Source organism: Burkholderia multivorans ATCC BAA-247 (genome assembly GCF_000959525.1).
GTDB lineage: Bacteria > Pseudomonadota > Gammaproteobacteria > Burkholderiales > Burkholderiaceae > Burkholderia > Burkholderia multivorans.
The window spans coordinates 1,031,554-1,052,117 of sequence record NZ_CP009831.1 but is presented as its reverse complement, the minus strand read 5'-3'; the positions used below and the strand labels follow the sequence as shown (position 1 = coordinate 1,052,117).

Annotated in this window: 20 protein-coding genes; 5 read left to right on the top strand and 15 right to left on the bottom strand. The window is 67.7% G+C overall.

Features of this window, described 5'->3' with window-relative positions:
• Window positions 1-7: 7 nt before the first annotated feature.
• The 3 genes from NP80_RS06990 to NP80_RS06980 all read right to left on the bottom strand — a co-directional run bounded on the left by NP80_RS06990 (window position 8) and on the right by NP80_RS06980 (window position 3,145).
• On the bottom strand, window positions 8-1,279 hold the full coding sequence (locus NP80_RS06990) for a Zn-dependent hydrolase (protein ID WP_006403830.1): 1,272 nt from the start codon (window positions 1,277-1,279) through the stop codon (window positions 8-10).
• A complete protein-coding gene (locus tag NP80_RS06985) occupies window positions 1,272-1,811 on the bottom strand; it encodes an L-2-amino-thiazoline-4-carboxylic acid hydrolase (RefSeq protein ID WP_006403831.1) in 540 nt (179 codons plus the stop codon). Before NP80_RS06985 ends, NP80_RS06990 begins: the two co-directional genes overlap by 8 nt.
• Window positions 1,812-1,978: 167 nt before the next feature.
• Window positions 1,979-3,145, bottom strand: coding sequence for a branched-chain amino acid ABC transporter substrate-binding protein (locus NP80_RS06980; protein WP_006409862.1), 1,167 nt, complete (start codon window positions 3,143-3,145; stop codon window positions 1,979-1,981).
• Between the two features lie 175 nt (window positions 3,146-3,320).
• Here NP80_RS06980 and NP80_RS06975 point away from each other — a divergent pair, with 175 nt between their 5' ends.
• The 4 genes from NP80_RS06975 (at window position 3,321) to ahpF (ending at window position 7,016) form a co-directional block, all read left to right on the top strand.
• Window positions 3,321-4,223: a LysR substrate-binding domain-containing protein gene (locus NP80_RS06975; protein ID WP_006403833.1), complete on the top strand. Its 903-nt coding sequence runs from the start codon at window positions 3,321-3,323 to the stop codon at window positions 4,221-4,223.
• Between the two features lie 94 nt (window positions 4,224-4,317).
• Window positions 4,318-4,563 (top strand): hypothetical protein, encoded by a 246-nt coding sequence (locus NP80_RS06970; RefSeq protein WP_006403834.1) that lies wholly within the window; start codon window positions 4,318-4,320, stop codon window positions 4,561-4,563.
• A 172-nt stretch (window positions 4,564-4,735) separates the two neighbouring features.
• Window positions 4,736-5,299: an alkyl hydroperoxide reductase subunit C gene (gene ahpC, locus NP80_RS06965; RefSeq protein WP_006399806.1), complete on the top strand. Its 564-nt coding sequence runs from the start codon at window positions 4,736-4,738 to the stop codon at window positions 5,297-5,299.
• A 118-nt stretch (window positions 5,300-5,417) separates the two neighbouring features.
• Entirely contained in the window at window positions 5,418-7,016 is a 1,599-nt protein-coding gene (ahpF, locus tag NP80_RS06960) for an alkyl hydroperoxide reductase subunit F (RefSeq protein WP_006409866.1), read from the top strand.
• Window positions 7,017-7,077: 61 nt separating this feature from the next.
• Here the strand turns inward: ahpF and NP80_RS06955 are convergent, their stop codons facing one another.
• The 6 genes from NP80_RS06955 to NP80_RS06930 form a co-directional block, all read right to left on the bottom strand.
• Entirely contained in the window at window positions 7,078-7,806 is a 729-nt protein-coding gene (locus NP80_RS06955; protein WP_172488733.1) for a hypothetical protein, read from the bottom strand.
• 123 nt (window positions 7,807-7,929) lie between these two features.
• Window positions 7,930-8,829: a lipid A hydroxylase LpxO gene (lpxO, locus tag NP80_RS06950; RefSeq protein ID WP_006409355.1), complete on the bottom strand. Its 900-nt coding sequence runs from the start codon at window positions 8,827-8,829 to the stop codon at window positions 7,930-7,932.
• A gap of 125 nt (window positions 8,830-8,954) precedes the next feature.
• Window positions 8,955-9,509, bottom strand: a complete 555-nt coding sequence (locus NP80_RS06945; RefSeq protein WP_035946135.1) for a carboxymuconolactone decarboxylase family protein — start codon at window positions 9,507-9,509, stop codon at window positions 8,955-8,957.
• Window positions 9,510-9,573: 64 nt separating this feature from the next.
• The gene (locus NP80_RS06940) at window positions 9,574-10,908 is read right to left on the bottom strand and encodes an aspartate aminotransferase family protein (protein WP_006409353.1); all 1,335 of its coding nucleotides are present in this window, start codon (window positions 10,906-10,908) and stop codon (window positions 9,574-9,576) included.
• Window positions 10,909-10,923: 15 nt separating this feature from the next.
• A complete protein-coding gene (locus NP80_RS06935; RefSeq protein WP_006409354.1) occupies window positions 10,924-11,973 on the bottom strand; it encodes a C45 family autoproteolytic acyltransferase/hydrolase in 1,050 nt (349 codons plus the stop codon).
• Between the two features lie 507 nt (window positions 11,974-12,480).
• The gene (locus NP80_RS06930) at window positions 12,481-12,852 is read right to left on the bottom strand and encodes an MAPEG family protein (protein ID WP_006403843.1); all 372 of its coding nucleotides are present in this window, start codon (window positions 12,850-12,852) and stop codon (window positions 12,481-12,483) included.
• 281 nt (window positions 12,853-13,133) lie between these two features.
• Here NP80_RS06930 and alr point away from each other — a divergent pair, with 281 nt between their 5' ends.
• Window positions 13,134-14,255: an alanine racemase gene (alr, locus tag NP80_RS06925; RefSeq protein WP_045593283.1), complete on the top strand. Its 1,122-nt coding sequence runs from the start codon at window positions 13,134-13,136 to the stop codon at window positions 14,253-14,255.
• Window positions 14,256-14,325: 70 nt separating this feature from the next.
• Here the strand turns inward: alr and NP80_RS06920 are convergent, their stop codons facing one another.
• From NP80_RS06920 to NP80_RS06895, 6 genes are all read right to left on the bottom strand, one after another.
• Entirely contained in the window at window positions 14,326-15,120 is a 795-nt protein-coding gene (locus NP80_RS06920) for an enoyl-CoA hydratase (RefSeq protein ID WP_170933584.1), read from the bottom strand.
• Window positions 15,121-15,240: 120 nt separating this feature from the next.
• On the bottom strand, window positions 15,241-15,606 hold the full coding sequence (locus tag NP80_RS06915; RefSeq protein ID WP_006399794.1) for a response regulator: 366 nt from the start codon (window positions 15,604-15,606) through the stop codon (window positions 15,241-15,243).
• Between the two features lie 30 nt (window positions 15,607-15,636).
• Window positions 15,637-16,593, bottom strand: a complete 957-nt coding sequence (locus tag NP80_RS06910) for a chemotaxis protein CheX (RefSeq protein ID WP_035946434.1) — start codon at window positions 16,591-16,593, stop codon at window positions 15,637-15,639.
• Window positions 16,594-16,650: 57 nt separating this feature from the next.
• Window positions 16,651-17,253, bottom strand: coding sequence for a hypothetical protein (locus NP80_RS06905; protein ID WP_006409692.1), 603 nt, complete (start codon window positions 17,251-17,253; stop codon window positions 16,651-16,653).
• The gene (locus tag NP80_RS06900; RefSeq protein WP_045593280.1) at window positions 17,250-17,990 is read right to left on the bottom strand and encodes a methyl-accepting chemotaxis protein; all 741 of its coding nucleotides are present in this window, start codon (window positions 17,988-17,990) and stop codon (window positions 17,250-17,252) included. Before NP80_RS06900 ends, NP80_RS06905 begins: the two co-directional genes overlap by 4 nt.
• Window positions 17,987-20,404 carry an MCP four helix bundle domain-containing protein gene (locus NP80_RS06895; protein WP_006410149.1) on the bottom strand — a complete coding sequence of 806 codons (2,418 nt, stop codon included), beginning with the start codon at window positions 20,402-20,404 and terminating at the stop codon, window positions 17,987-17,989. The genes NP80_RS06900 and NP80_RS06895 overlap by 4 nt, the downstream gene beginning before the upstream one ends.
• Window positions 20,405-20,564 lie beyond the last annotated feature (160 nt).

The following is a 20,564-nucleotide window of genomic DNA, read 5'->3' as shown; positions in this document are numbered from 1 at the left end:
GACGCCGTTACGCGCCGGTTTCCTGCGCGCTTTTGAGCACCGCGCGCAGTAGCACGTCCGCACCCGCGGTCGCCCACTCCGGCGTGATCGCTTCGGCTTCGTTGTGGCTCAGACCGTCGACGCACGGCACGAAAATCATCCCGGTCGGCGCGACGCGCGCGATATAGCACGCATCGTGGCCCGCACCGGAGACGATGTCCATGTGCGACAGCCCGAGCGATTCGGCCGCGTCGCGCACCGCGTCGATGCAGGCGGCCGCGAACGGCACAGGCGGATACGTGAAGATCTGTTCGATCTGCGCGCCGAGCCCGGTTTCGGCGGCCATACGCGTCAGCTCCGCACGCAACGCCGCGTCGAGTTCGTCGAGCACGGCGTCGTCCGGATGACGAAACTCGACCGTGAAGAAGCAGCCGCCCGGCACCGTGTTGCGCGAGTTCGGCCGAGCGTCGATCATGCCGACCGTCGCGCGCGCGTGCGGCGCGTGGCGGCGGCCCAGCGCATCGACGAACGCGATCATCCGCGCAGCGCCGACCAGCGCATCGCGGCGAAATTCCATCGGCGTCGTGCCGGCGTGCGCATCGATGCCCGTCAGCGTCACCTCGTACCAGCGCTGCCCCTGCCCGGCCGTCACGACGCCGATCGTCTTGCCCGCGCGTTCGAGAATCGCGCCCTGCTCGATATGCAGCTCGTACGCGGCATGCACGGGATAGCCGCCGACCGGCTCGGCGCCCGCATAGCCGATGCGCTCCAGTTCGTCGCCGATCGTTCTGCCCGCTGCGTCGGTGCGCGACAGCCCGTATTCGAGCGAATAGACGCCCGCGAACACGCCGGCCGACACCATCGCCGGCGCGAAGCGCGAGCCCTCCTCGTTGGTCCAGATCACGACATCGATCGGCCGTTCGGTCTCGATGCCCGCGTCGTTCAGCGCGCGCACGACTTCGAGGCCGCCGAGCACGCCGTAGATGCCGTCGTAGCGGCCGCCGGTCGGCTGCGAATCGGCGTGCGAGCCCGTCATCACGGGGGCCGCGTCGGCGCGGCGGCCCGCGCGCCGCGCGAACACGTTGCCCATCTTGTCGACGCGCACCGTGCAGCCCGCGTCGCGCGCCCACTGCACGAACAGGTCGCGCGACTCGCGATCGAGATCGGTCAGTGCCAGCCGGCAGACACCGCCCTTCGGCGTCGCGCCGATCTGCGCCATCCGTTCGAGCGACGCCCAGAGCCGCTCGCCGTCGACGCGCGGCCCCGCTGCGCGGAGGCCCGCTTGCGCTTCGTCACGCATCGCCGGCCTCCTGTGCGCCGCCCTGCGGCGCCGGTTGCAGTGCGTAGCGGAAATCGCAGCGCTTGCCGCCCTGCATGATCGTGCTCGTGCGCGTCAGCGCGATGCGCGGATCGTAGCCCTCGATGAAGTAGCTGTCGCGCGCGCAGCTGAGCAGATGTCCGATCTCGCCGAGCCCCATCGCGTGATACATCTCGGCATAGCTGCAGCGATGTACGTCGTAGTCGTAGTGCGCATCGTCCGCGCGCCGCACTTCGACGTCGAGCGCATCGTCCTTCTCCCACAGCACCTGCAGCGCGATGAACGACTTCACGCTCGTGCCGTGCGGCTCCTGCGCGGCGAACGTGCGGCCCGCGTCGACCGCCGCGCCGCGCACCGCTTCCGCGATCACGGCCTGCGCGCGCTCGGTGCCGAATTCGCGCTTCATGATCTCGTAGATCGGCTTGATGATTTCGGCTTCGATGCGGCGCCGCGCGAGGATGCCGAGGCGCGTGTCTTCCGGAGTGGTCGTGGAGGTTTTGGTAGTTTCGGTCATGGAATCGTCTCCGTGTCGGCCCGAGTTAGCGCTTTAGCGCTTACTCGGGCCCCATGCAAAGCGTCGGCCCGAGTTAGCGCTTTAGCGCTTACTCGGGCCCCATGCAAAGCTGTCGTCCCGAGTTGGCGCTTGAGCGCTTCTCCGAGCCCCTGCAAAGCGGTCGTCCTTTACTTCGCCGCAGTCCGCGCGCCGCCGAGCACATCGACGACTGTCCACTTCCCGCCGCACACCTGATAGATCGTGAAAGCCGGATTCTTCAGGTTGCCTTCCTTGTCGAACGCGATCTCGCCCGTCACGCCCGGCCGGTCGATCTCGCGCACGGCGGCGACCAGCTTCGCCGGCTGCGTCGAGCCTGCCTTCTGCGCGGCCGCGATCAGCGTGGCGGCCGCGTCGTACGCAAACGGCGCATGCAGTTCGATCGGCGCGCGGAAACGCGCCTGGTACTGCGCGTCGAACGCCTTGCCGCCCGGCATCCGCTCGAGCGGCAGGCCCGGTTCGAGCGCGGTCACGCCGTCGCCGTCCTTGCCTGCGAGCGACAGGAAGGTCTGGCTCACGAAACCGCCCGCGCCGAGCAGCGGCACGTTCACGCCGAGCTGGCGCATCCGGCGTGCGATCGGCGCGGCCTGCGCATCGAGCCCGCCGAAGAACACCAGATCCGCGCGCTTGCCCTTGATCGCGGTCAGCACGCCGCTGAAGTCGGTTGTCTTGTCGTTCACGTACTGGCGATCGACGATCGTGCCGCCGTTCGCCTGCACGCCCTTGATGAACTGGTCGGCCAATCCCGCCCCGAACGACGTGCGATCGTCGATCACGGCGATGCGCTTCGCCTTCAGCGTCTTCACCGCGTAGGCGCCCGTGAAGTTGCCGCCCGCATCGTCGTGACCCATGATGCGGAAGGCCGTCGCGTAGCCCTGCTGCGTGTACTGATGGCCCGTCGACGCCGGCGCGATCTGCGGAATGCCCGCGTCGCGATAGACGCGCGAAGCCGGCACGCTGCAGCCCGTGTTCCAGTGCCCGACGACGCCGATCACGTGCTGGTCGACGAGCTGCTGCGCGACCGCGACGGCCGTGCGCGGGTCGGACTGGTCGTCGGCTGCGACGAGCTTGTACACGACGGGCTTGCCGCCGATCGTCGGATGCTTCGCGTTCGCATCGTCGATCGCGAGTTGCGCGCCGTTCTGCAGATCCTTGCCGATGCGCGCGGACGGGCCGGTCAGCGGCGCGGCGAGACCGATCAGGATCGTCTGCGGCGCGGATTGCGCGCCGGCGGTAACGGACGCGACCAGCGCGAACGCGGACAACGCGAAGCCAACGGTGAAACGAGCGATTTTCATGTGCGGGGACCGTGAGTCTGTCAAAACATGAAAAATATTAAATAATCGACACGAACATCCCAAATACTCAATCGTTGGATGCTTATGCCGTTCCGCACACGATACGCCAACACCATGAAAACATGGTCATTTTTATTGTTGTCGCTTACCCTGATTTTTCTATAAAATTCGATACATGAAAAATATCGAACAGTTACACGACGATCCGCCGTTGCGTGCCGTGCGCGCGTTCGAGGCGTTCGCGCGCCTCGGCTCGGTCACGGCGGCGGCCGCCGAACTCGACATCACGCCGTCCGCGGTCAGCCATCAGCTGCAGCTGCTGGAAGCGTTCATCCAGACGCCGCTGACCGTACGCGACGGCCGGCTGCTCGCGCTGACCGACGAAGGACGCGACTACTACCGGTCGATCAGCGCCGCGTTCTCGGTACTGCGCAGCGCGACGCGCTTCGTGCGCGACCGTTCGTCGCTGCGGCAGATCACGATCAGCCTGATACCGCTGTTCGGCATCGGCTGGTTCATTCCGCGGCTGCACGCGTTTCTTGCGGAGAACACGGACGTCGACGTCACCGTGCTCTACGCGCACCACCGCAACTACCGCAGCGATGCGTCGGATCTGTCGATCCGCTTCGGCACGGGCGACTGGCCCGGCTACCGCTGCGAACGGCTGGTGCCGGGCGCGATGATGCCGATGTGCAGCCCGTCGTTCCTGAAGCGCCACGGGCCGTTTTCCACGCCGGCCGATCTCGCGCATGCGCCGCTCGTGCACGACGAGGATCGCAGCGCGTGGGTGAACTGGCTGCAAGGCGCGGGCGTGCGCAACGTCTCGCACGCGGTCGGCCCGATGTTCGAGGACGGGCAGCTCACATTGAGCGCAGCACGCGCGGATCTCGGCGTCGCGCTGCTGCGCGCGCCGCTCGTCGAGCGCGAACTCGCGAGCGGCGAACTCGTGCAGCTGTTCGATCATGCGCTCGAGGACGGCCGCGACTACTACCTGTGCACGCGCGAGGACGCGGACTTGCCGGACGGCGCGAGGCGGCTCGCGGAATGGTTGAGGGAGATGGCGGGAGTGCACGGTTGACATAGCCGTTCGCATTGCCGCAGCATGCCCGTTCACAGCAACGGGCAGCACGCCCTTTGGCGCTCTACGAGCGTCCTACAGTCGGAGGGTGACAATGCGTCGCATCTCAATCAATCTGCCTGCTACGGTCGTCGCCGAACTGACGCGGATTGCCGAATCGGAACACCGCGCGCTCGATGCCGTCATTCGCGACGCCATCGGCCGCCACGTCGCCAGGATCGGCGAGGCACGCAGCACCGACGTGTTCGGTCTGTGGTGCCATCGCGCGCGGTCCGGCATCGACTATCAGCGCGATGCGCGCGCCGAATGGTCGTGCGAACCGCGACGCGCCGACGGCTGAATCGCCTCGAACACAGCCCCGGCGAGCCGGCCGACCGTTCGCCGCGACGCTCGCCGGCACCGCACATAGAATTTCCCGATGCCGCGGATTAAAACAAGCAATTTCACAGACTGCGGGTGAACCCGGATACTGGCGTCTCTCCATTCATCACCGACGCAAAGGGAAACACCAGATGCCGATCATCAACACGCAGATCAAACCGTTCAAGGCCACCGCATACCACAACGGCGAATTCGTGCCCGTGTCCGACGAGAACTTCAAGGGCAAGTGGTCCGTCGTCGTGTTCTACCCGGCCGACTTCACGTTCGTGTGTCCGACCGAACTCGGCGATCTCGCCGACCGCTACGCGGAATTCCAGAAGCTCGGCGTCGAGATCTACGCAGTGTCGACCGACACGCACTTCACGCACAAGGCATGGCACGACACGTCGGACACGATCGGCAAGATCAAGTACCCGATGATCGGCGATCCGACGCTGACGCTGTCGCGCAACTTCGACGTGCTGATCGAGGAAGAAGGGATGGCGCTGCGCGGCACGTTCGTGATCAACCCGGAAGGCGAGATCAAGCTCTGCGAGATTCACGACAACGGCATCGGCCGCGACGCAGGCGAACTGCTGCGCAAGGTGCAGGCCGCGCAATACATCGCCGCGCATCCGGGTGAAGTCTGCCCGGCCAAGTGGACGCCGGGCGCGGAAACGCTGACCCCGTCGCTCGACCTGATCGGCAAGATCTGACGATCGCCCCGCGCGCCGCAGAGGCGCGCGACGGCGGGCCGCCGCATCGCGCGGCCCGCATCCCCTTCTCCGGCATGCAGTGCCCGGCCGGAACCTTCGCTACGGAATCCGAAACGCCATGCTCGACGCCAATCTCAAGACCCAACTCAAAGCGTACCTCGAAAAAATCACGCGCCCGATCGAACTCGTCGCATCGCTCGACGACAGCGCGAAGTCGCAGGAACTGCGTGCGCTGCTCGACGAGATTGCATCGCTGACGACGCGCGTCACCGTGATCGAACGCCGCGACGACGAGGCGCGCACGCCGTCGTTCTCGATCGGCGAACCGGGCCAGCCCGCGCGGATCCGCTTCGCTGGCATTCCGATGGGCCATGAATTCACGTCGCTCGTGCTCGCGCTGCTGCAGACGGGCGGCCATCCGATCAAGCTCGACGACGACGTGATCGAACAGATCCGCGCGCTCGACGGCGACTATGCCTTCGAGACGTACTTCTCGCTGTCGTGCCAGAACTGCCCGGAAGTCGTGCAGGCGCTGAACGTGATGTCGCTGATCAATCCGCGCATCCGTCACGTCGCGATCGACGGCGCGCTGTTCCAGGACGAAGTCGAAGCACGCCAGATCATGGCGGTGCCGACGATGTTCCTGAACGGCGAATCGTTCGGCCAGGGCCGCAGCAGCGTGAAGGAAATCCTCGCGAAACTCGATACGGGCGCCGGCGCACGCGCGGCAAAGTCGCTCGAGAACAAGCCGGTGTTCGACACGCTGATCGTCGGCGGCGGCCCGGCCGGTGCCGCGGCCGCGATCTACTCCGCGCGCAAGGGCATCGCGACCGGCGTGGTCGCCGAACGTTTCGGCGGCCAGGTACTCGACACGATGGCGATCGAGAATTTCGTGTCGGTGCAGGAAACCGAAGGACCGAAGTTCGCGACTGCGCTCGAACAGCACGTGAAGCAGTACGACGTCGACATCATGGACGTGCAGCGCGCCGAAGCGCTGATTCCCGGCGACGTGCATCAGATCCGCCTCGCGAACGGCGCCGTGCTGAAGGCCAGGACGGTCGTGCTTGCGACGGGCGCGCGCTGGCGCGAGATCGGCGTGCCCGGCGAACGCGAATACCGCAACCGCGGCGTTGCATACTGCCCGCACTGCGACGGCCCGCTGTTCAAGGGCAAGCGCGTCGCGGTGATCGGCGGCGGCAACTCGGGCGTCGAGGCCGCGATCGATCTCGCGGGCATCGTGAAGGCAGTCACGCTGATCGAATACGGCGCGCAGCTGCGCGCCGACGAAGTGCTGCAACGCAAGCTGCGCAGCCTGCCGAACGTAACCGTCATCACCGAAGCGCAAACGACCGAGCTCACCGGCGACGGCAGCAAGCTGAATGGGCTCGTGTATACGGACCGTCGCTCGGGCGAAGTGAAGAAGATCGAACTCGAAGGCGTGTTCGTGCAGATCGGACTCGTTCCGAACACCGAATGGCTGAAGGGCACAGTCGAGCTGTCGAAGCACGGCGAGATCGTCGTCGATGCGCGCGGCGCGACGTCGGTGCCCGGCGTGTTCGCGGCCGGCGACGTGACGACGGTGCCGTTCAAGCAGATCGTGATCGCGGTCGGCGAAGGCGCCAAGGCGTCGCTCGGCGCGTTCGATCATCTGATCCGCCAGGACGCGACGCCGGCTGTCGCCGCGCAGCCGCAAGCCGACGAAGCGGTCGCCGCCTGACGCGCGACACAACGCATCTCTCTTCGCCCCGCATGCGCTGGTCAGCGTGCGGGGCGCTTTTTTATTTCGCGGGTGCGCTGTCGCGCGGCGGCGCGCTCAGGTTCGTCGATTCGCGGACCAGTTGCTCGGTCATCGCCGCGGCGACCGGATTCGCGCCCGACGAAGCACCGTGGCGCGCGGCGCTCGTGTGCGCCGTGCCGGTCGTCGCGACGACCGGCATCGCCGGCGGCGGCAGCGATGGATCGAGCTTCGCCGATTCGCGGACGAGCGCGGCCGTTTCGGGCGTTTCCGCTTTCATTTCCGCCTTCGTCGTTGCCGGCTTCACGGCCGCATGGCGCTCGATGCCGTCGCGTTGGCGTCGCGCGTGCTGCTGCGGCGGCGCGGCATGCGCCGGTGCGGGCGCGGGTGCATCCTGCGCGTCGACGGTCACGACCTTCACGGATGGCGTCGCAGCCGGCCGGGGCGGAGCGGGCGCAGGCGCGGGCGGCGCCGCGGCAACGGCGGGCGCCGGCGCGATCGCCGCGGGTGCGGAGGAAGCGGAAAGGGTCGGGTGCGCGGCGCTCGAGGCCTTCGCGACGGGCGGCGCGATCGCGCCTTGCGCGGTATGGCTGTCGTCTGCAGGCGGCGTGGCAATCGCGGGTGCGGGCGCGGGCCCAGGCGCGGACGAATCCGCCAAGCCGGCCTCGGCGATCGCGCGATGATCCGCGCGCAGCAACATCACGTATCCGGTGGCCGCTGCGGCGACCAGCAGCCCACCGGCAATCATCAGGGTCTTACGGGTACTCGTCATGCTTGCTCACCGACGGAACGACGTGAACAAGCCATCATACTCGAGCGCCGCCGCGCCATCGCGGACGAATACATTTGGTTGCATCTCGGGCCGATCGTCGGACGGATCGGCCGCGGCCTACTTTCAGAGCCAGAAGATCGCGACGGCGATGCCGCCGAACAGCGCCCATTTGACGATGTAGTAGACCGTGCGATTCCACGCCTTCAGCCGCTTGCCGGCGAGCCGAATCATATACAGATAGCGGAACGCGCGATTGAGTCCGCCCGTGCGGTCGCCGGTCTCGTTCGGCGACGCGGCCGCGCGCATCAGCAGCTGCCCGAACGCATCGTTGATCCACTGGGCCCAGCGGAATTTCATCGGCCGGTCGATATCGCAGAACAGGATGATCCGGTCGTGCTCGGTGCGGTTCTCGGCCCAGTGCAGATACGTCTCGTCGAACATCACCGCTTCGCCGTCGCGCCACGCGTACGGCTCGCCGTCGACGACGATCCGGCACGCGTCGTCGTTCGGCGTATCGAGCCCGAGGTGGTAGCGCAGCGCGCCCGCGTACGGATCGCGATGGAGCCCGAGCGTGCCGCCCGGCGGCAGCGACGCGAACATCGCCGCCTTGATCGACGGAAAGCGCGACAGGATCTCGACCGACCGCGGACACAGCGCCTGCGCGGACGGATGCGGCGCGTCGTACCACTTCAGATAGAAGCGCTTCCAGCCGCGGCGAAAAAATGAATTGAAGCCGATGTCGTTGTATGCGTCCGACGCCTTGATGCGGCTCGCGTCGCGCAACGCAATCGCCTCGCCGCGGAACGTGCGCCATTCGCGTCGCAGCGCCTCGAGTTCCGGAAAATGACGCGTGTCGATGAACGGTGTCGTCGGCACCGCCGAAAACGCATACGAAAAGCAGTTCAGCGGCGCGGTGAACGTCGAATGATCGGACAGTTGGCGGAAAAACCGGTGTCGCACCCTGCCCCGTCGATGCGTGTAGACGACGCACGCGAGAAAGACGATCAACAGGAGCCAACGCATTTCCGATTCCCCGTAAGCCAGTTGACGGCATTCTAATGACGGAGAAAATTTCTTGCGCTGTCACGCGTGCGCCGCGGCACGCGCGCAAACCCGCGCGCGGCCGCGCCGGCGCGCGGGCGGGCAGATTATTCCGGAAACGGCAATTCAGTTTGTCCGTCCGCGCGCATATCGAACGTATTGAGCGTCATCGCGACGAGCGCGTAGTAGCCGAGCAGCGCGACGAGATTGACGACGACCGCGTGCCCGAAGCGCGCCTGTGCGCGCGCGAACGTCGCGTCGCTCACGCGCCGCGTGTCGTACAGCTCGGTCGCGAACGCATGGATCAGCGCGTCGTCGTCCGACTCGAACGGCGGCTCGACGCCGCGGCGGATCGCGTCGGCCGTCGCCGCCGGCACGCCGGCGTCGAGCGCGATCGGATAGTGGATGTGCCACTCCGCCTGCGAGCGCCAGCGCGCGGCCGTCACGAGAATCGCGAGCTCGGACAGCCGCAGCGGCAGCCCGGTCCGGTAGCGGCAGAACGCGCCGAGGCGCTGGGCATGCTGCGCGAGTTCGGGGCTCGCGATCCAGCCGAGAAACGGCCCGTTCAGGTTGCCGCGCGGGCCGTTCAGGATCTCGGCGAGCACCGCCTTCTGCGCGTCGGACGCGGTGGCGGCATCGAATGGAGGCAGTCTGTCTGTCATCACGATCGACGGTCGATGAAAAGGTGAACGCGGCAAGCGCCGCAACGTGTGCGTGCGGGCGTCGTCATGCGCGCGCGGCGGCCAGCGCCGCGTCGATCGCGTCCGACAGCCGCTCGACGATCGCGTCGATCTGCTGCGCGGTGCAGATGAACGGCGGCGCGATCAGGATGTGGTCGCCGTGGCGCCCGTCGATCGTACCGCCCATCGGATACACCATCAAACCGCGCTGCATCGCCTCGCGCTTGATCGTCGCATGCAGCTTCAGCGCGGGATCGAACGTCGTCTTGCTGTCGCGATCGCGCACGAGTTCGACGCCGACGAACAGGCCGCGGCCGCGCACGTCGCCGACATGCGGATGCGCGTCGTAACGCGCACGCAGTGCCGCGCGCAACTGCTCGCCGCGCGCGCGCACGTTGTCGAGCAGATTGTCTTCGGCGATTACGCGCTGCACTTCGAGCGCGGCCGCGCACGCGGTCGCATGGCCGAGATACGTGTGACCGTGCTGGAAGAAGCCCGATCCGTCGACGATCGTCCGGTAGATGCGGTCGCTGACGAGCGTCGCGCCGATCGGCTGATAGCCGGCGCCCAGCCCCTTCGCGATCGTCAGCAGATCGGGCGCGACGCCGTCCTCTTCGCAGGCGAACAGATAGCCGGTGCGCCCCATCCCCGACATGATCTCGTCGAGAATCAGCAGCACGCCGTACTTGTCGCACACGGCACGGATCTTCTTCAGGTACGTGCGCACCGGCGGCACCGCGCCGGCCGTCGCGCCGACCACCGTCTCCGCGACGAACGCCGCGACGTTTTCCGCGCCGAGCTCGACGATCCTGCCTTCGAGTTCGTCGGCGAGGCGCTGCGCGAACGCCTCCTCGGTTTCATCGGCGCGCTGTTCGCGGTACGCGTAACACGGGCTCACGTGATGCGCTTCGATCAGCAGCGGCAGGAACGGCTCGCGCCGCCACGCATTGCCACCGATTGCGAGCGCGCCGAGCGTGTTGCCGTGATAGCTCTGCCGGCGCGCGATGAAGTGGCGACGCTGCGGCTCGCCCTTCTCGACGAAATACTGTCGCGCGAGCTTCAGCGCGGCCTCGATCGCCTCGGAGCCGCCCGACACGAAGTACACGTGTTCGAGGCCGGCCGGCGCCGCGGCGACGAGCCGGTCGGCGAGTTCCTCGGCCGCGTCGGTCGTGAAGAACGACGTATGCGCATACGGCAGTTGCTGTACCTGCCGCTTGATCGCGTCGATCACGCGCTGGTTGCTGTGACCGAGACACGAGACGGCCGCGCCGCCGCAGGCGTCGATGTAACGTTTGCCGGTCGAATCGATGATCTCGATGCCGTCGCCGGCCACGGCGACGGGCAAGGTGGCGCGCGGCGCGCGATGGAAAACGGTCGTCATGCGTTGCCTCATGGTTCAGTGCGCGTCGTGCGCGCGTGCGTCGGGCACGATGCGCGTCGCGTAACACGCGGCGCCGTGCTGATGAATCGTGAAATCGATCGACGACGCGCCGATCGCGAACACCGCCGTCGCAAGCGTGTTTTCGTCGTCGGGATCGGCCGGATCGTCGCGATAGATGGGCAGCCCGTGCGGCGCGCGGTCGGCGAGCACACGCCGCAACGCCGCTTCGTCGATCGCGTCGAGTTCGGGCAGCAGCACGTCGACGCGCCGCTGGCGATCGTCGGACGATTGCGTCACGATCTGCAGTTCCGCTTCGCTGCCGCGATGCACGAGATAATTCGCGTGGCCGGCGCGCTGCGCGACGTCGATCGCGGAGCAGCGTGCGACGCTCGCTTCGACGCTCATCAGTCGCGCATCGCCGGTCGCGCCGAGCGTGTGATGAAAGCCGCTCGCGCGCGCGTGCGTGCGCAGCACGTCGAGCGCCGCGTCGAGCGACGTCGCGTCGAGCACGGCGCGGGCGAGGATCATGCGCGGTACGCCGACGGCCGGCGTGCGGATCCGCAGATTGTTGATCGCCTGCGCGATGCCGGCGCGGTTCGCCGCGAAGGTATGGCCCGGCAGCGAACCGGGGTAGTAGAAGCTGACGAAGCCCGGCTTGCCGTGCGGCTTCACGTCGACGAGCAGGCAGCGCTCGCGCAGGAACGGATCGCCGTCCTCGTTGTGCGCGATCCAGCGCGTGCCGCCGGCGCCGCGCGCGGTGAGCGTCGTGCAGCCGTCCGGCGCGTTGTGGATCAGTTCGCCGCGGCAATTCCAGAGGAAGATGTCGTCGGCGTGCCAGCCGACGCCAGCCGCGATCCCGTCGAGCTCCGCGACGAGATCGGGATAGGCGGCGAGCGCGGCCTGCCGCAGCGCATCGACGAACGGGTGGCCGCGCCAGCGGCGCACGGCCGCCCATGCGCGGCTTTGCTGCATGTACGCGTCGAACACCGGGCGCGCGAGCTCGCCGAGGCGCACGCCGATGCCGAACGGCGTGCCGGCGATGACGGGAGAAACGGTAAGCGGCATATCGTATCGGTCAGAGGTTCAGGACACGTATTTGAGAAACTCCTTCAGCCGCGGCATCGGCGGCCGGTCGATCGGGTCGCCTTCTCCGCATGATCGAGCGAGGCGCCGGCCGCGGGCCGGCACGAACGACCACGTCGGCCGGCATCACAACATGCGATGCGCAATTAGATATCGATACAACATATGTTGTCAACAGCAATACAACGACAACAAAAGAGTGCGCAGCATGCATTTGCATCGAGACGAACCCGGACGGGTGCGACGCGGCCGGAGACGACGCGTGGCGGCGGAGGAAAGGACGTGCGCGCGACCGACGCGATGCAGTCGGCACGGCAGGACGTTGCGGGGCGGGTCAACGGAAGCGGCGACGGCCGTCGTCGGCACGTCGCGCCAAGATTCGGGCGCGCGCATCGGCGACGCGCGCGCCGAGGGGAAGCGGTCGGCGATCGTGCGCGCATCCGCACTCGCGGTGCGCGCCGCCGGTCGACGATCAGCGATGCACGGCCGTCACGGGCCGGCGAAGAACAGCGACACGATGCAGACCATGCCCGCGAACCAGACGAGCGAGCGCAGCGACGCCCAGTTCAGCAGATACATCAGCGCATAGACGATCCGGATCGCGACGAACGCGATCGCGAGCCGGTCGACGTGCTGCGCGTTCGCGCCGTTATGCCACGCGACCACGAGCGCGGCCGTAAACAGCGCGAGCGCTTCCCACGCGTTCTGGTGCGCGGCCTGCGCTCGCGCACGCCAGCCTTCAAGCTTTGCGAGGTACTCGCGCGGCGCGTGATTGTCATAGCCCTTGCGCGCCTTCGCGAGCATCGTCATCGGGAACGGCAACAGCGCGACGATGAACAGGCATAGCTGCGAGGTCGTCATCTTCGTCTCCTCCTTATGGTTACATTGATCAATGACAAGGTCGCGAGAGCTTAGCATTGCGGCGCGCCGGTCGTGCACCGGTTTTCTAGACGGCAGACTCGGGCGTCATGGCCGTGCGACGGTCGCGCGAACCATAAACTTCTACCAAATCCGCGATAAAAACGTTAATTAAAACTGGTCGAACACCAATAAGATAGCGGTCGACACTGGCTCGACGCATTCTCGCGCGAGCCAGCCCCGCGCCGCCGCGCGTGCCGAAGACCATCGATACGAGCCCCGACATGCCCCGTCCCATCGTCGCCCATATCCGTCCCGACGCCGTCCGCCACAACCTCGACTTCATCCGCCGGACAGCCGCGCAGTCCCGCGTATGGGCCGTCGTGAAGGCCAACGCATACGGCCACGGCATCGAGCGCATCTACCCGGGCCTCGCGGCCGCCGACGGCATCGCGCTGCTCGACCTCGACGAAGCGGTACGCGTGCGTGAACTCGGCTGGGACAAGCCCGTGCTGCTGCTCGAGGGCATCTTCGAGCCGGCCGACGTCGAACTCGTCGAGCGCCATCGGCTGACGGTCGCCGTTCACTGCGACGAGCAGCTCGACCTGCTGATCGCGGCCAGGCCGCAGCAGCCGATCGACATCCAGCTGAAGATGAATTCCGGAATGAACCGGCTCGGCTACCGGCCCGACGCATTCCGCGCCGCGTGGGAGCGCGCGGCGAGCGCGCCGTCGATCGGCCGGATCACGCTGATGATGCATTTCGCGAATGCGGACGAAGGCGAAATCGACTGGCAGCTCGCGCAGTTCGACGCCGCCACGGCCGGCATTCCCGGCGAGCGCACGCTGTCGAATTCGGCCGCCGTGCTCTGGCATCCGCGCGCGCACCGCGACTGGGTGCGGCCCGGCACGATCCTGTACGGCGCCTCGCCGACCGGCGCGTCGCGGCACATCGCCGATACGCCGCTGATGGCCGCGATGACGCTGACGAGCAAGATCATCGGCGTGCAGTCGCTCGCGGCCGGCGAGACGGTCGGCTACGGCCGCCGTTTCACGGCCGAGCGGCCGATGCGGATCGGCGTCGTCGCGTGCGGCTACGCGGACGGCTATCCGCGTCACGCGCCGACCGGCACGCCGATCGCGGTGGACGGCGTGCTCACGCGCGTCGTCGGCCGCGTGTCGATGGACATGCTGACGGTCGACCTCACGCCGTGCCCGAACGCGGGGATCGGCTCGAGCGTCGAGCTGTGGGGCGACCAGGTGAAGGTGGACGACGTGGCCGAAGCGAGCGGCACGATCGGCTACGAGCTGATGTGCGCGCTCGCGCGCCGCGTGCCGGTCGCGATCGTGCCGCCGGGCGCGTCGACGCTCCAGCCCGCGCTGCGCACCGGCAGCTACGGGCGCTGAACGCGCGGCGGCCGCGCCGCCGCGTTCCGGTCAGCGCCGCGCCGACCGCGGCGCAGTGCCCGCCGCCCCGCTACGCGCGCCAGGTCGGCGCGCGCTTTTCCAGGAACGCATCGATGCCCTCGCCGGCATCCTCTTCCATCATGTTGCGCGCCATCACGTCGCCCGCGTACGCATACGCGTCGTCGAGCGGCAATTCGCGCTGCCGGTAGAACATCTGCTTGCCGTAGCGCACCGCGGCCGGGCTCTTCGCGACGATCTCCGCAACCTTGCGCGCGACCGCCGCGTCGAGCGCATCGGCCGGCACGGCCTCGTTGACGAGGCCCCACGCGGCGGCCGTCGCCGCATCGACGAAGCGCCCGGTCACGAGCATGTCGAACGCGCGCTTGGCCGATACGTTGCGGCTCAGCGCGACGGCCGGCGTCGAGCAGAACAGCCCGACGTTGATGCCGGACACCGCGAAGCGCGCGGTGTCGGCGGCGATCGCGAGATCGCAGGCGGCGACGAGCTGGCAGCCGGCCGCCGTCGCGATCCCGTGCACGCGCGCGATCACCGGCACCGGCAGCGCGCGCATCGCGAGCATCACGCGGCTGCATTGCGCGAACAGCGTGCGGTAATAGTCGAGATCCGGCTTGCTGCGCATCTCGCGCAGGTCGTGCCCCGCGCAGAACGCCTTGCCTTCGGCGGCCAGCACGACGCAGCGCACGCGCGCGTCGGCCGCCAGCGAATCGAATGCGTCCCGCAGGCTGGCCAGCATCGCTTCGGACAAGGCATTGAACTGCTGCGGCCGGTTCAGCCGCAGCGTGACGACGCCGTCGCGCATGTCGCGCAACAGGATCGGCTCGGAAGTCGCGTGATCGGGTTCCATGATGTTCCGCTCGACGAGGTTCGGCCGGATTCGCTCCGGCATCGACAGACGAAGACGGTCAAATGGTCCTCCACATTCGGCGCGCCGTCCAGTCGCCGGCGGCGCCGCGCGACGCCGCGCTCAGCTCGCGAGCTTCTTTAGCGCATCGAGCACCGCATCGCCCTTGAACGGCTTCACGATCCAGCCCTTCACGCCCGCGGCCTTGCCGCGCTCCTTCATCGCCGGGCTGCTTTCGGTCGTCAGCATCACGACGTTGACCGACGTATTCGCGAGCTCGCCGCGGATCTTCTCGACCATCGTCAGCCCGTCCATGTTCGGCATGTTGACGTCGCTGATCACGAGCCGCACGCCCGGCGTCGTGCGCAGCTTCGCGAGCCCGTCCTTGCCGTCGACCGCCGTCGCGACGTCGAGCCCGTGATTGCGCAGAAAGCCCGCGACCTCGTCGCGCACCGTGCCCGAATCGTCGACCACCAGAATCTTTGCCATGCGGTATTCCCCTTTCGTGTGTTGCTGACTTCAAAACAGTTCGAGTTCGCCCGACTCGACCATCGGCCCGACGTCCGGCACCTGCTCGCGGAAATCCTCCGGCGACCAGCTGAGACTGAACACGAAGCGCTGATCGATCTGCACCGCGCGGCCGCTCGACGGGTCCGTCATCCGGTACTTGAAACAGAGCTGCGGACAGTCGCCGCCGAACGAGATGAACTTCTGCTTGTGATTGACGACGAGCGGCACCTGCACCGGATGACGCGCGAGCGCGTCGGCGTCGCCGAGGTAGCGGTTCTTGAACGCGCCCCAGACGAGGTTCGTCAGTTCGCCGAGCACGCCGTTGACGTCGCGAAAGTCCGGCGCCCGGTCGCGATGCACGCTGCCGATCATGTCGAGCAGCGGCTGCTCGCTCGTCTGCAGCAGCATGTAGCCGCGGCACCACGCGCTTTCCAGCGCGATCAGGCTGAACACCTCGCCGAAGATGATCTGGTCGCGCACGATGCACGGCGTGTCGCGCTCGATCGTCATGCCCGGAAACAGCGTGTCGAGCCGCGCCTCGGTGATCTCCGAGATGCCGCGCACGAGCGCGTTCGGGTAGTCGCGGCTGAACAGGTATTCGTCGATCGCGCGGCGCAGCGGCGTCATGTCGTCCGCGACGTACGCGGCGCAGGCGACGCGGGCGAGCGCCTCCGGCAGCCCCTCGCGCGACGCGAGCGACGTGCGGCGCAGGATGATCGGCAACTCCGGGCGCAGCGCGTCGATCTGCGTCGCGACGATCGCGCTCTCGGCCGGCGAACCGCCGTAGTCTTCGGCGAGCAGGATCGCGCCGAGGTCGATGTTCGAGCGCAGCACCTGCAGCAGCCGGTTGCGTCGCACGGTCAGCCCGACCAGATGATGTTCGTCGCAAAAGCGCTTGATCGCGTCTGCATGCGCGCGGCTGTCTTCGAGCACCAGCACCTTGCTGACGGGTTGGTCTTCGGTCATCTCGCGAAATCCTCGGGTTCGATCGCGCGGCACGCGCGCGGGGTTCGTCGGGGCCGGTCAGAACAGTTCGAGCGCGCCGCCGGCGTCTACCGCGGCGGCCGTTTCCGGCACGTGGAAGTCGACCGGCGCGTTCGCGCAGACGCAGAGCGTCGCGCCGATCCGCACGTCGCCGTCGAGCGTCACGTCGTAGGCGGCCATGTGGTCCGGGCGAAGCGCGGCCAGATAGTCGACGCTCGCGCCGTGCAGCAGATACGGCGTCGACATCCCGAGATCGGGGAACGCCGCCGTCAGCGCCTGGTTGATCGCCCCGCAACACAGATTCGCAATCTCCATGAACGCTTCCGGCAACGGCCGCTGTGCACCGCCCGTCTGCATCGCGGACGCGAAATGGCGGCGTGTCGCTTCGTCGTCGCGAAAATTCAGCGCGAGCAGCAGCCGGAAATGCAGCGCGGAAATCGTCAGCACGGCAAGGTGCTCGGCCGCGCGCGCGTTCGGGCGTGGCGTCGGGCGCGACGCGGACGGGGGCGTAGACGCGCTCGAAGCATCGCCTGCATCGTGCGCGACGGGGCGGATGTCGCACGCGCTGTCGGCGGCGAGCCGCGTGCGCGCGGCGTCGAAGAAGATCCGCTCGAAACCGGCCTTCGCCTGTGCGCTGATCACGCGGCCGCTCCGTCGAGTCGGGCGCGCAGCTGGCCGGCCAGCGTCTCGACCGTCGCGAGCGCGGCCGTGATCATCTTGCCGCCGGCCTGAATGTCCTGGAACGTCGCGGCCGTCACGAGATCGTTGCGGTTCAGGCTGTCGCGATAGCTGTTCGACAATTGCTGCGAGCGCGCGGCGAGCCCGCGCACCTCGCTCGCGACGATCGAGAAGCCGCGGCCCGCGGCGCCCGCACGCGCGGCTTCGATCGACGCATTGAGCGACACGATCGACACGTGCGCGACGATCGCCGACAGCTCCTGGTTCTTCATGCGCATGTCCTGGTTCTGCGCGGTCAGCGAGATCATCTGCTCGTGCCAGCGCTCGAACGTGCCCGCGAGCCCGCGCAGGCGCGCCGCTTCGTCGGCGATCTTCGTCGCGTGCTGCGCGAGCGTGTCGCGTTCGGCGGCGAGCGTACGGCAGGCGTCACGCTGCGCGTCGCATTCGGCACGCGCGCGCGCGAGCGCGTCCTCGAGCTGCGCTTCGCGCTCCGCCCATGCGGCCGCCGCGTCCGCATGCGCTGCGGTCGCTTCGTCGGCGCGCGCGTCGGCCGCGGCGAGCGCGGCGCGCAATGCACCGGTTTCGCCGGTCAGCGCGGCAACGCGCCGTGCGTCGCGCACGCGGAGCACGCCGATTGCGGCCAGCACGACGACGAAACCGGATGCGAGCGCCACAGCGATCGCGATCGTCCACACGCTCACGATCGCTCCGCGGTACTGAAGCGTGCGCCGATGCCGGCGTCGGCCGGCTGCCGTGCGGCGTCGGCCGCGTGTCCGTCGCCGTGCGCGTGGCCGTCCGCCGCGAAGCGTGCGGGCAGCGACACGATCGTCTCGAACGCACGATACGGCGCGCCGACGCACGCGTCGGTAAAGCGCAGCACGATGTCGCCGCCATCGCGCTTCAGGAAGTTACGCACCGCGTCCATTCCGACGCCACGCCCCGATACCTCGGTCACCGCGCGCGCGGTGGAGAAGCCCGGCCGGAAGATCAGTTCGGCGACCGCCTCGTCCGACAGCGCGGGCGCATCCGCATCGAGCCAGCCGCGTTCGTGCGCGATCGCGCGAATGCGCTCGAGCGCGAGCCCACGGCCGTCGTCGCGCAGCACGAAGCGCAGCGCCTCTGCATCGACGTCGACCGCGACGTCGATCGTGCCCGCCGCCGGCTTGCCGGCCGCACGGCGCTCGTCGGACGTCTCGATCCCGTGATCGATCGCATTGCGCATCAGGTGCATGAAGACGTTCTTCAGCGTCGGCGCGATCTCGCTGCGCACGCGCCAGCCGCGGCTGTCGATGTGCACGACGGGCGCCGGCTTGCCGAGTTCGGTCGCGAGCGACGGCAGCGATTCGATCACGCCGCCGAGCGCGTCGCCGATCCCCTGCGTGCCGAGCTGACTCAGCATCCGGCGCACCGCATCGCGCGCCGCGCGCCAGTCGGCCGCGTTTGCCGGGTCGGCGCGATCGAGCATCCGCAGGCTTTCGCTGATATGCGCACGCTCGACCATCAGATAATCGGCCGGCGCGCCGTCGGCCGGGCCGCCGCTGCGGCCGAGCGTGACGGCGTTGATCGTCGCGTAGTGATCGATGGCTTCGCGCACGCGCGCAAGATCTTCCATCAGCGCGTCGCGGTTCCATTCGGGGCCGCTGTCCGCGCGGCGCAGCGATTCGTACGCCTGCTCGGCTTCGTGCACGATGTTGGTCAGATGCTGCAGGCTGTACGTGCGCGCGTTGCCCTTGATCGTATGCATGTTGCGGAACAGCGCGGCGACGACCGAGTGATCCGCGCGCTCGTGCTGCCGGATCATCCGCTCGTTCTCGCTGAGAAAGCCCTTCGCGCTGTGCACGAAGTCGTGGAACTTTTCCTGGCTGATCGCGAGAATCTCGCCGATCATCTCGAGGCGGCGCTGCTGCTCGCCGGCCTGCGCGGTCAGCTCGCGAATCTCGGTCACGTCGCGCACGCATAGCATCAGCCGCACGACGGTATCGCTCTCGTCGGTGATCGCCGACCAGCTCAGATCGAGCCACTTGTGACGGCCGTCCGGCATCCGTTTCGCGACTTCGTTTACGAGCAGATGCTCGTTGAATGCGAAGTTCATGCTGTCCTCGCCGAGGCACGCGTGCACGGCCGCCTCGACCTGCGAGCGCGCGTCCGAACCGAGGTCGGAATCGTCGAACACGAGCGCCATCAGGTCGCGCCCCGCAATGTCGCGCGTCTCGAAGATCGTCTCGAGGTACGCCGAATATTCGGCATGCACGACGCCGCCGTCGACCACCGTCAGAATCCCCTGCTGCATGTTCTGCAGCATCGCCTGGATGTCGGCCGTCTTCTGCTTCAGTTGCGCGGCGTTCTCCTGGATCTTCTCGATCATCCCGTTGAACGCGACGATCGAGTGGCCAATCTCGTCCATCCGGCCGACCGGCACGCGCCGCGTGAAGTCCTGGCTCGTCGCGATCTCGCTCATCATCGTCTGCATCCGGCTCAGCGGACGCGTGATCTGCCGATACAGCACGAAGCCGAGCGCGGTCAGCAGCACGACGACCGTGCCGGCGACGCCGCCGATCGCGGTCGCCGTCGTCGACAGCATGCCGTTCAGCGCAAGGATCGCGTCGTCCTTCTGCCGGTTCTTCTCGACGCGCAGCGTGTCGACGATGCTTTCGAGTTCGTCTCGGTACTGCGCGACGTTCGCGAACAGGTACGCCTGCGCGACTTCGGCCTTGCCGGCCGTCTTCATCTTCACGGTGTCGTCGATCGCCGCGAAATAGTTCGCGGCGCTGTCCTTCGCCTGCGCGACGAGGCCCTGCTGCGCGCGGCCCACCGCCGAGCGCGCCTGCGCGTCGAGCGCCGCGCGCAATGCGGCCTCCTTCGTCTTCAGCTCGTCGGCCGCCTGCGCGACGGTGTTGGGGTCGGGCGCGTACACGAGCGTCATCGTCGCGATCTGGATGTTCTTCACGTCGGCGACGAGATCGGCCGACGCGAGTGCGCTCGGCACGATGCCCTGCGTGACCTGGCGAACCTCGGATGCGCTCTTGCGCGTCTGGTACACGGCATAGACGCCGATCGCGGACAACGCGACGAACGTCAGAACAACCAGCAACGTAATGCGATGACGAATGGTCATGTGAACTGCTCCCCGCCGCGATTCGATTTCACTCGCGCTCTGGTCTGTTGAAAGAATGTGAGCGCCGAATTATCGGGGAAGGTATATGACTGTCTGATGACGCAAAATCGATCCGTCATCGACGAAAATGCAATGATTTATTGCGATCAAAAACGCTAAA

Bases quoted from the DNA above. Each gene is read 5' to 3' on its own strand.
- NP80_RS06990 (WP_006403830.1), bottom strand. From the start codon at position 1,279: ATGCGTGACGAAGCGCAAGCGGGCCTCCGCGCAGCGGGGCCGCGCGTC.
- NP80_RS06985 (WP_006403831.1), bottom strand. From the start codon at position 1,811: ATGACCGAAACTACCAAAACCTCCACGACCACTCCGGAAGACACGCGC.
- NP80_RS06980 (WP_006409862.1), bottom strand. From the start codon at position 3,145: ATGAAAATCGCTCGTTTCACCGTTGGCTTCGCGTTGTCCGCGTTCGCG.
- NP80_RS06975 (WP_006403833.1), top strand. From the start codon at position 3,321: ATGAAAAATATCGAACAGTTACACGACGATCCGCCGTTGCGTGCCGTG.
- NP80_RS06970 (WP_006403834.1), top strand. From the start codon at position 4,318: ATGCGTCGCATCTCAATCAATCTGCCTGCTACGGTCGTCGCCGAACTG.
- ahpC (WP_006399806.1), top strand. From the start codon at position 4,736: ATGCCGATCATCAACACGCAGATCAAACCGTTCAAGGCCACCGCATAC.
- ahpF (WP_006409866.1), top strand. From the start codon at position 5,418: ATGCTCGACGCCAATCTCAAGACCCAACTCAAAGCGTACCTCGAAAAA.
- NP80_RS06955 (WP_172488733.1), bottom strand. From the start codon at position 7,806: ATGACGAGTACCCGTAAGACCCTGATGATTGCCGGTGGGCTGCTGGTC.
- lpxO (WP_006409355.1), bottom strand. From the start codon at position 8,829: ATGCGTTGGCTCCTGTTGATCGTCTTTCTCGCGTGCGTCGTCTACACG.
- NP80_RS06945 (WP_035946135.1), bottom strand. From the start codon at position 9,509: ATGACAGACAGACTGCCTCCATTCGATGCCGCCACCGCGTCCGACGCG.
- NP80_RS06940 (WP_006409353.1), bottom strand. From the start codon at position 10,908: ATGACGACCGTTTTCCATCGCGCGCCGCGCGCCACCTTGCCCGTCGCC.
- NP80_RS06935 (WP_006409354.1), bottom strand. From the start codon at position 11,973: ATGCCGCTTACCGTTTCTCCCGTCATCGCCGGCACGCCGTTCGGCATC.
- NP80_RS06930 (WP_006403843.1), bottom strand. From the start codon at position 12,852: ATGACGACCTCGCAGCTATGCCTGTTCATCGTCGCGCTGTTGCCGTTC.
- alr (WP_045593283.1), top strand. From the start codon at position 13,134: ATGCCCCGTCCCATCGTCGCCCATATCCGTCCCGACGCCGTCCGCCAC.
- NP80_RS06920 (WP_170933584.1), bottom strand. From the start codon at position 15,120: ATGGAACCCGATCACGCGACTTCCGAGCCGATCCTGTTGCGCGACATG.
- NP80_RS06915 (WP_006399794.1), bottom strand. From the start codon at position 15,606: ATGGCAAAGATTCTGGTGGTCGACGATTCGGGCACGGTGCGCGACGAG.
- NP80_RS06910 (WP_035946434.1), bottom strand. From the start codon at position 16,593: ATGACCGAAGACCAACCCGTCAGCAAGGTGCTGGTGCTCGAAGACAGC.
- NP80_RS06895 (WP_006410149.1), bottom strand. From the start codon at position 20,404: ATGACCATTCGTCATCGCATTACGTTGCTGGTTGTTCTGACGTTCGTC.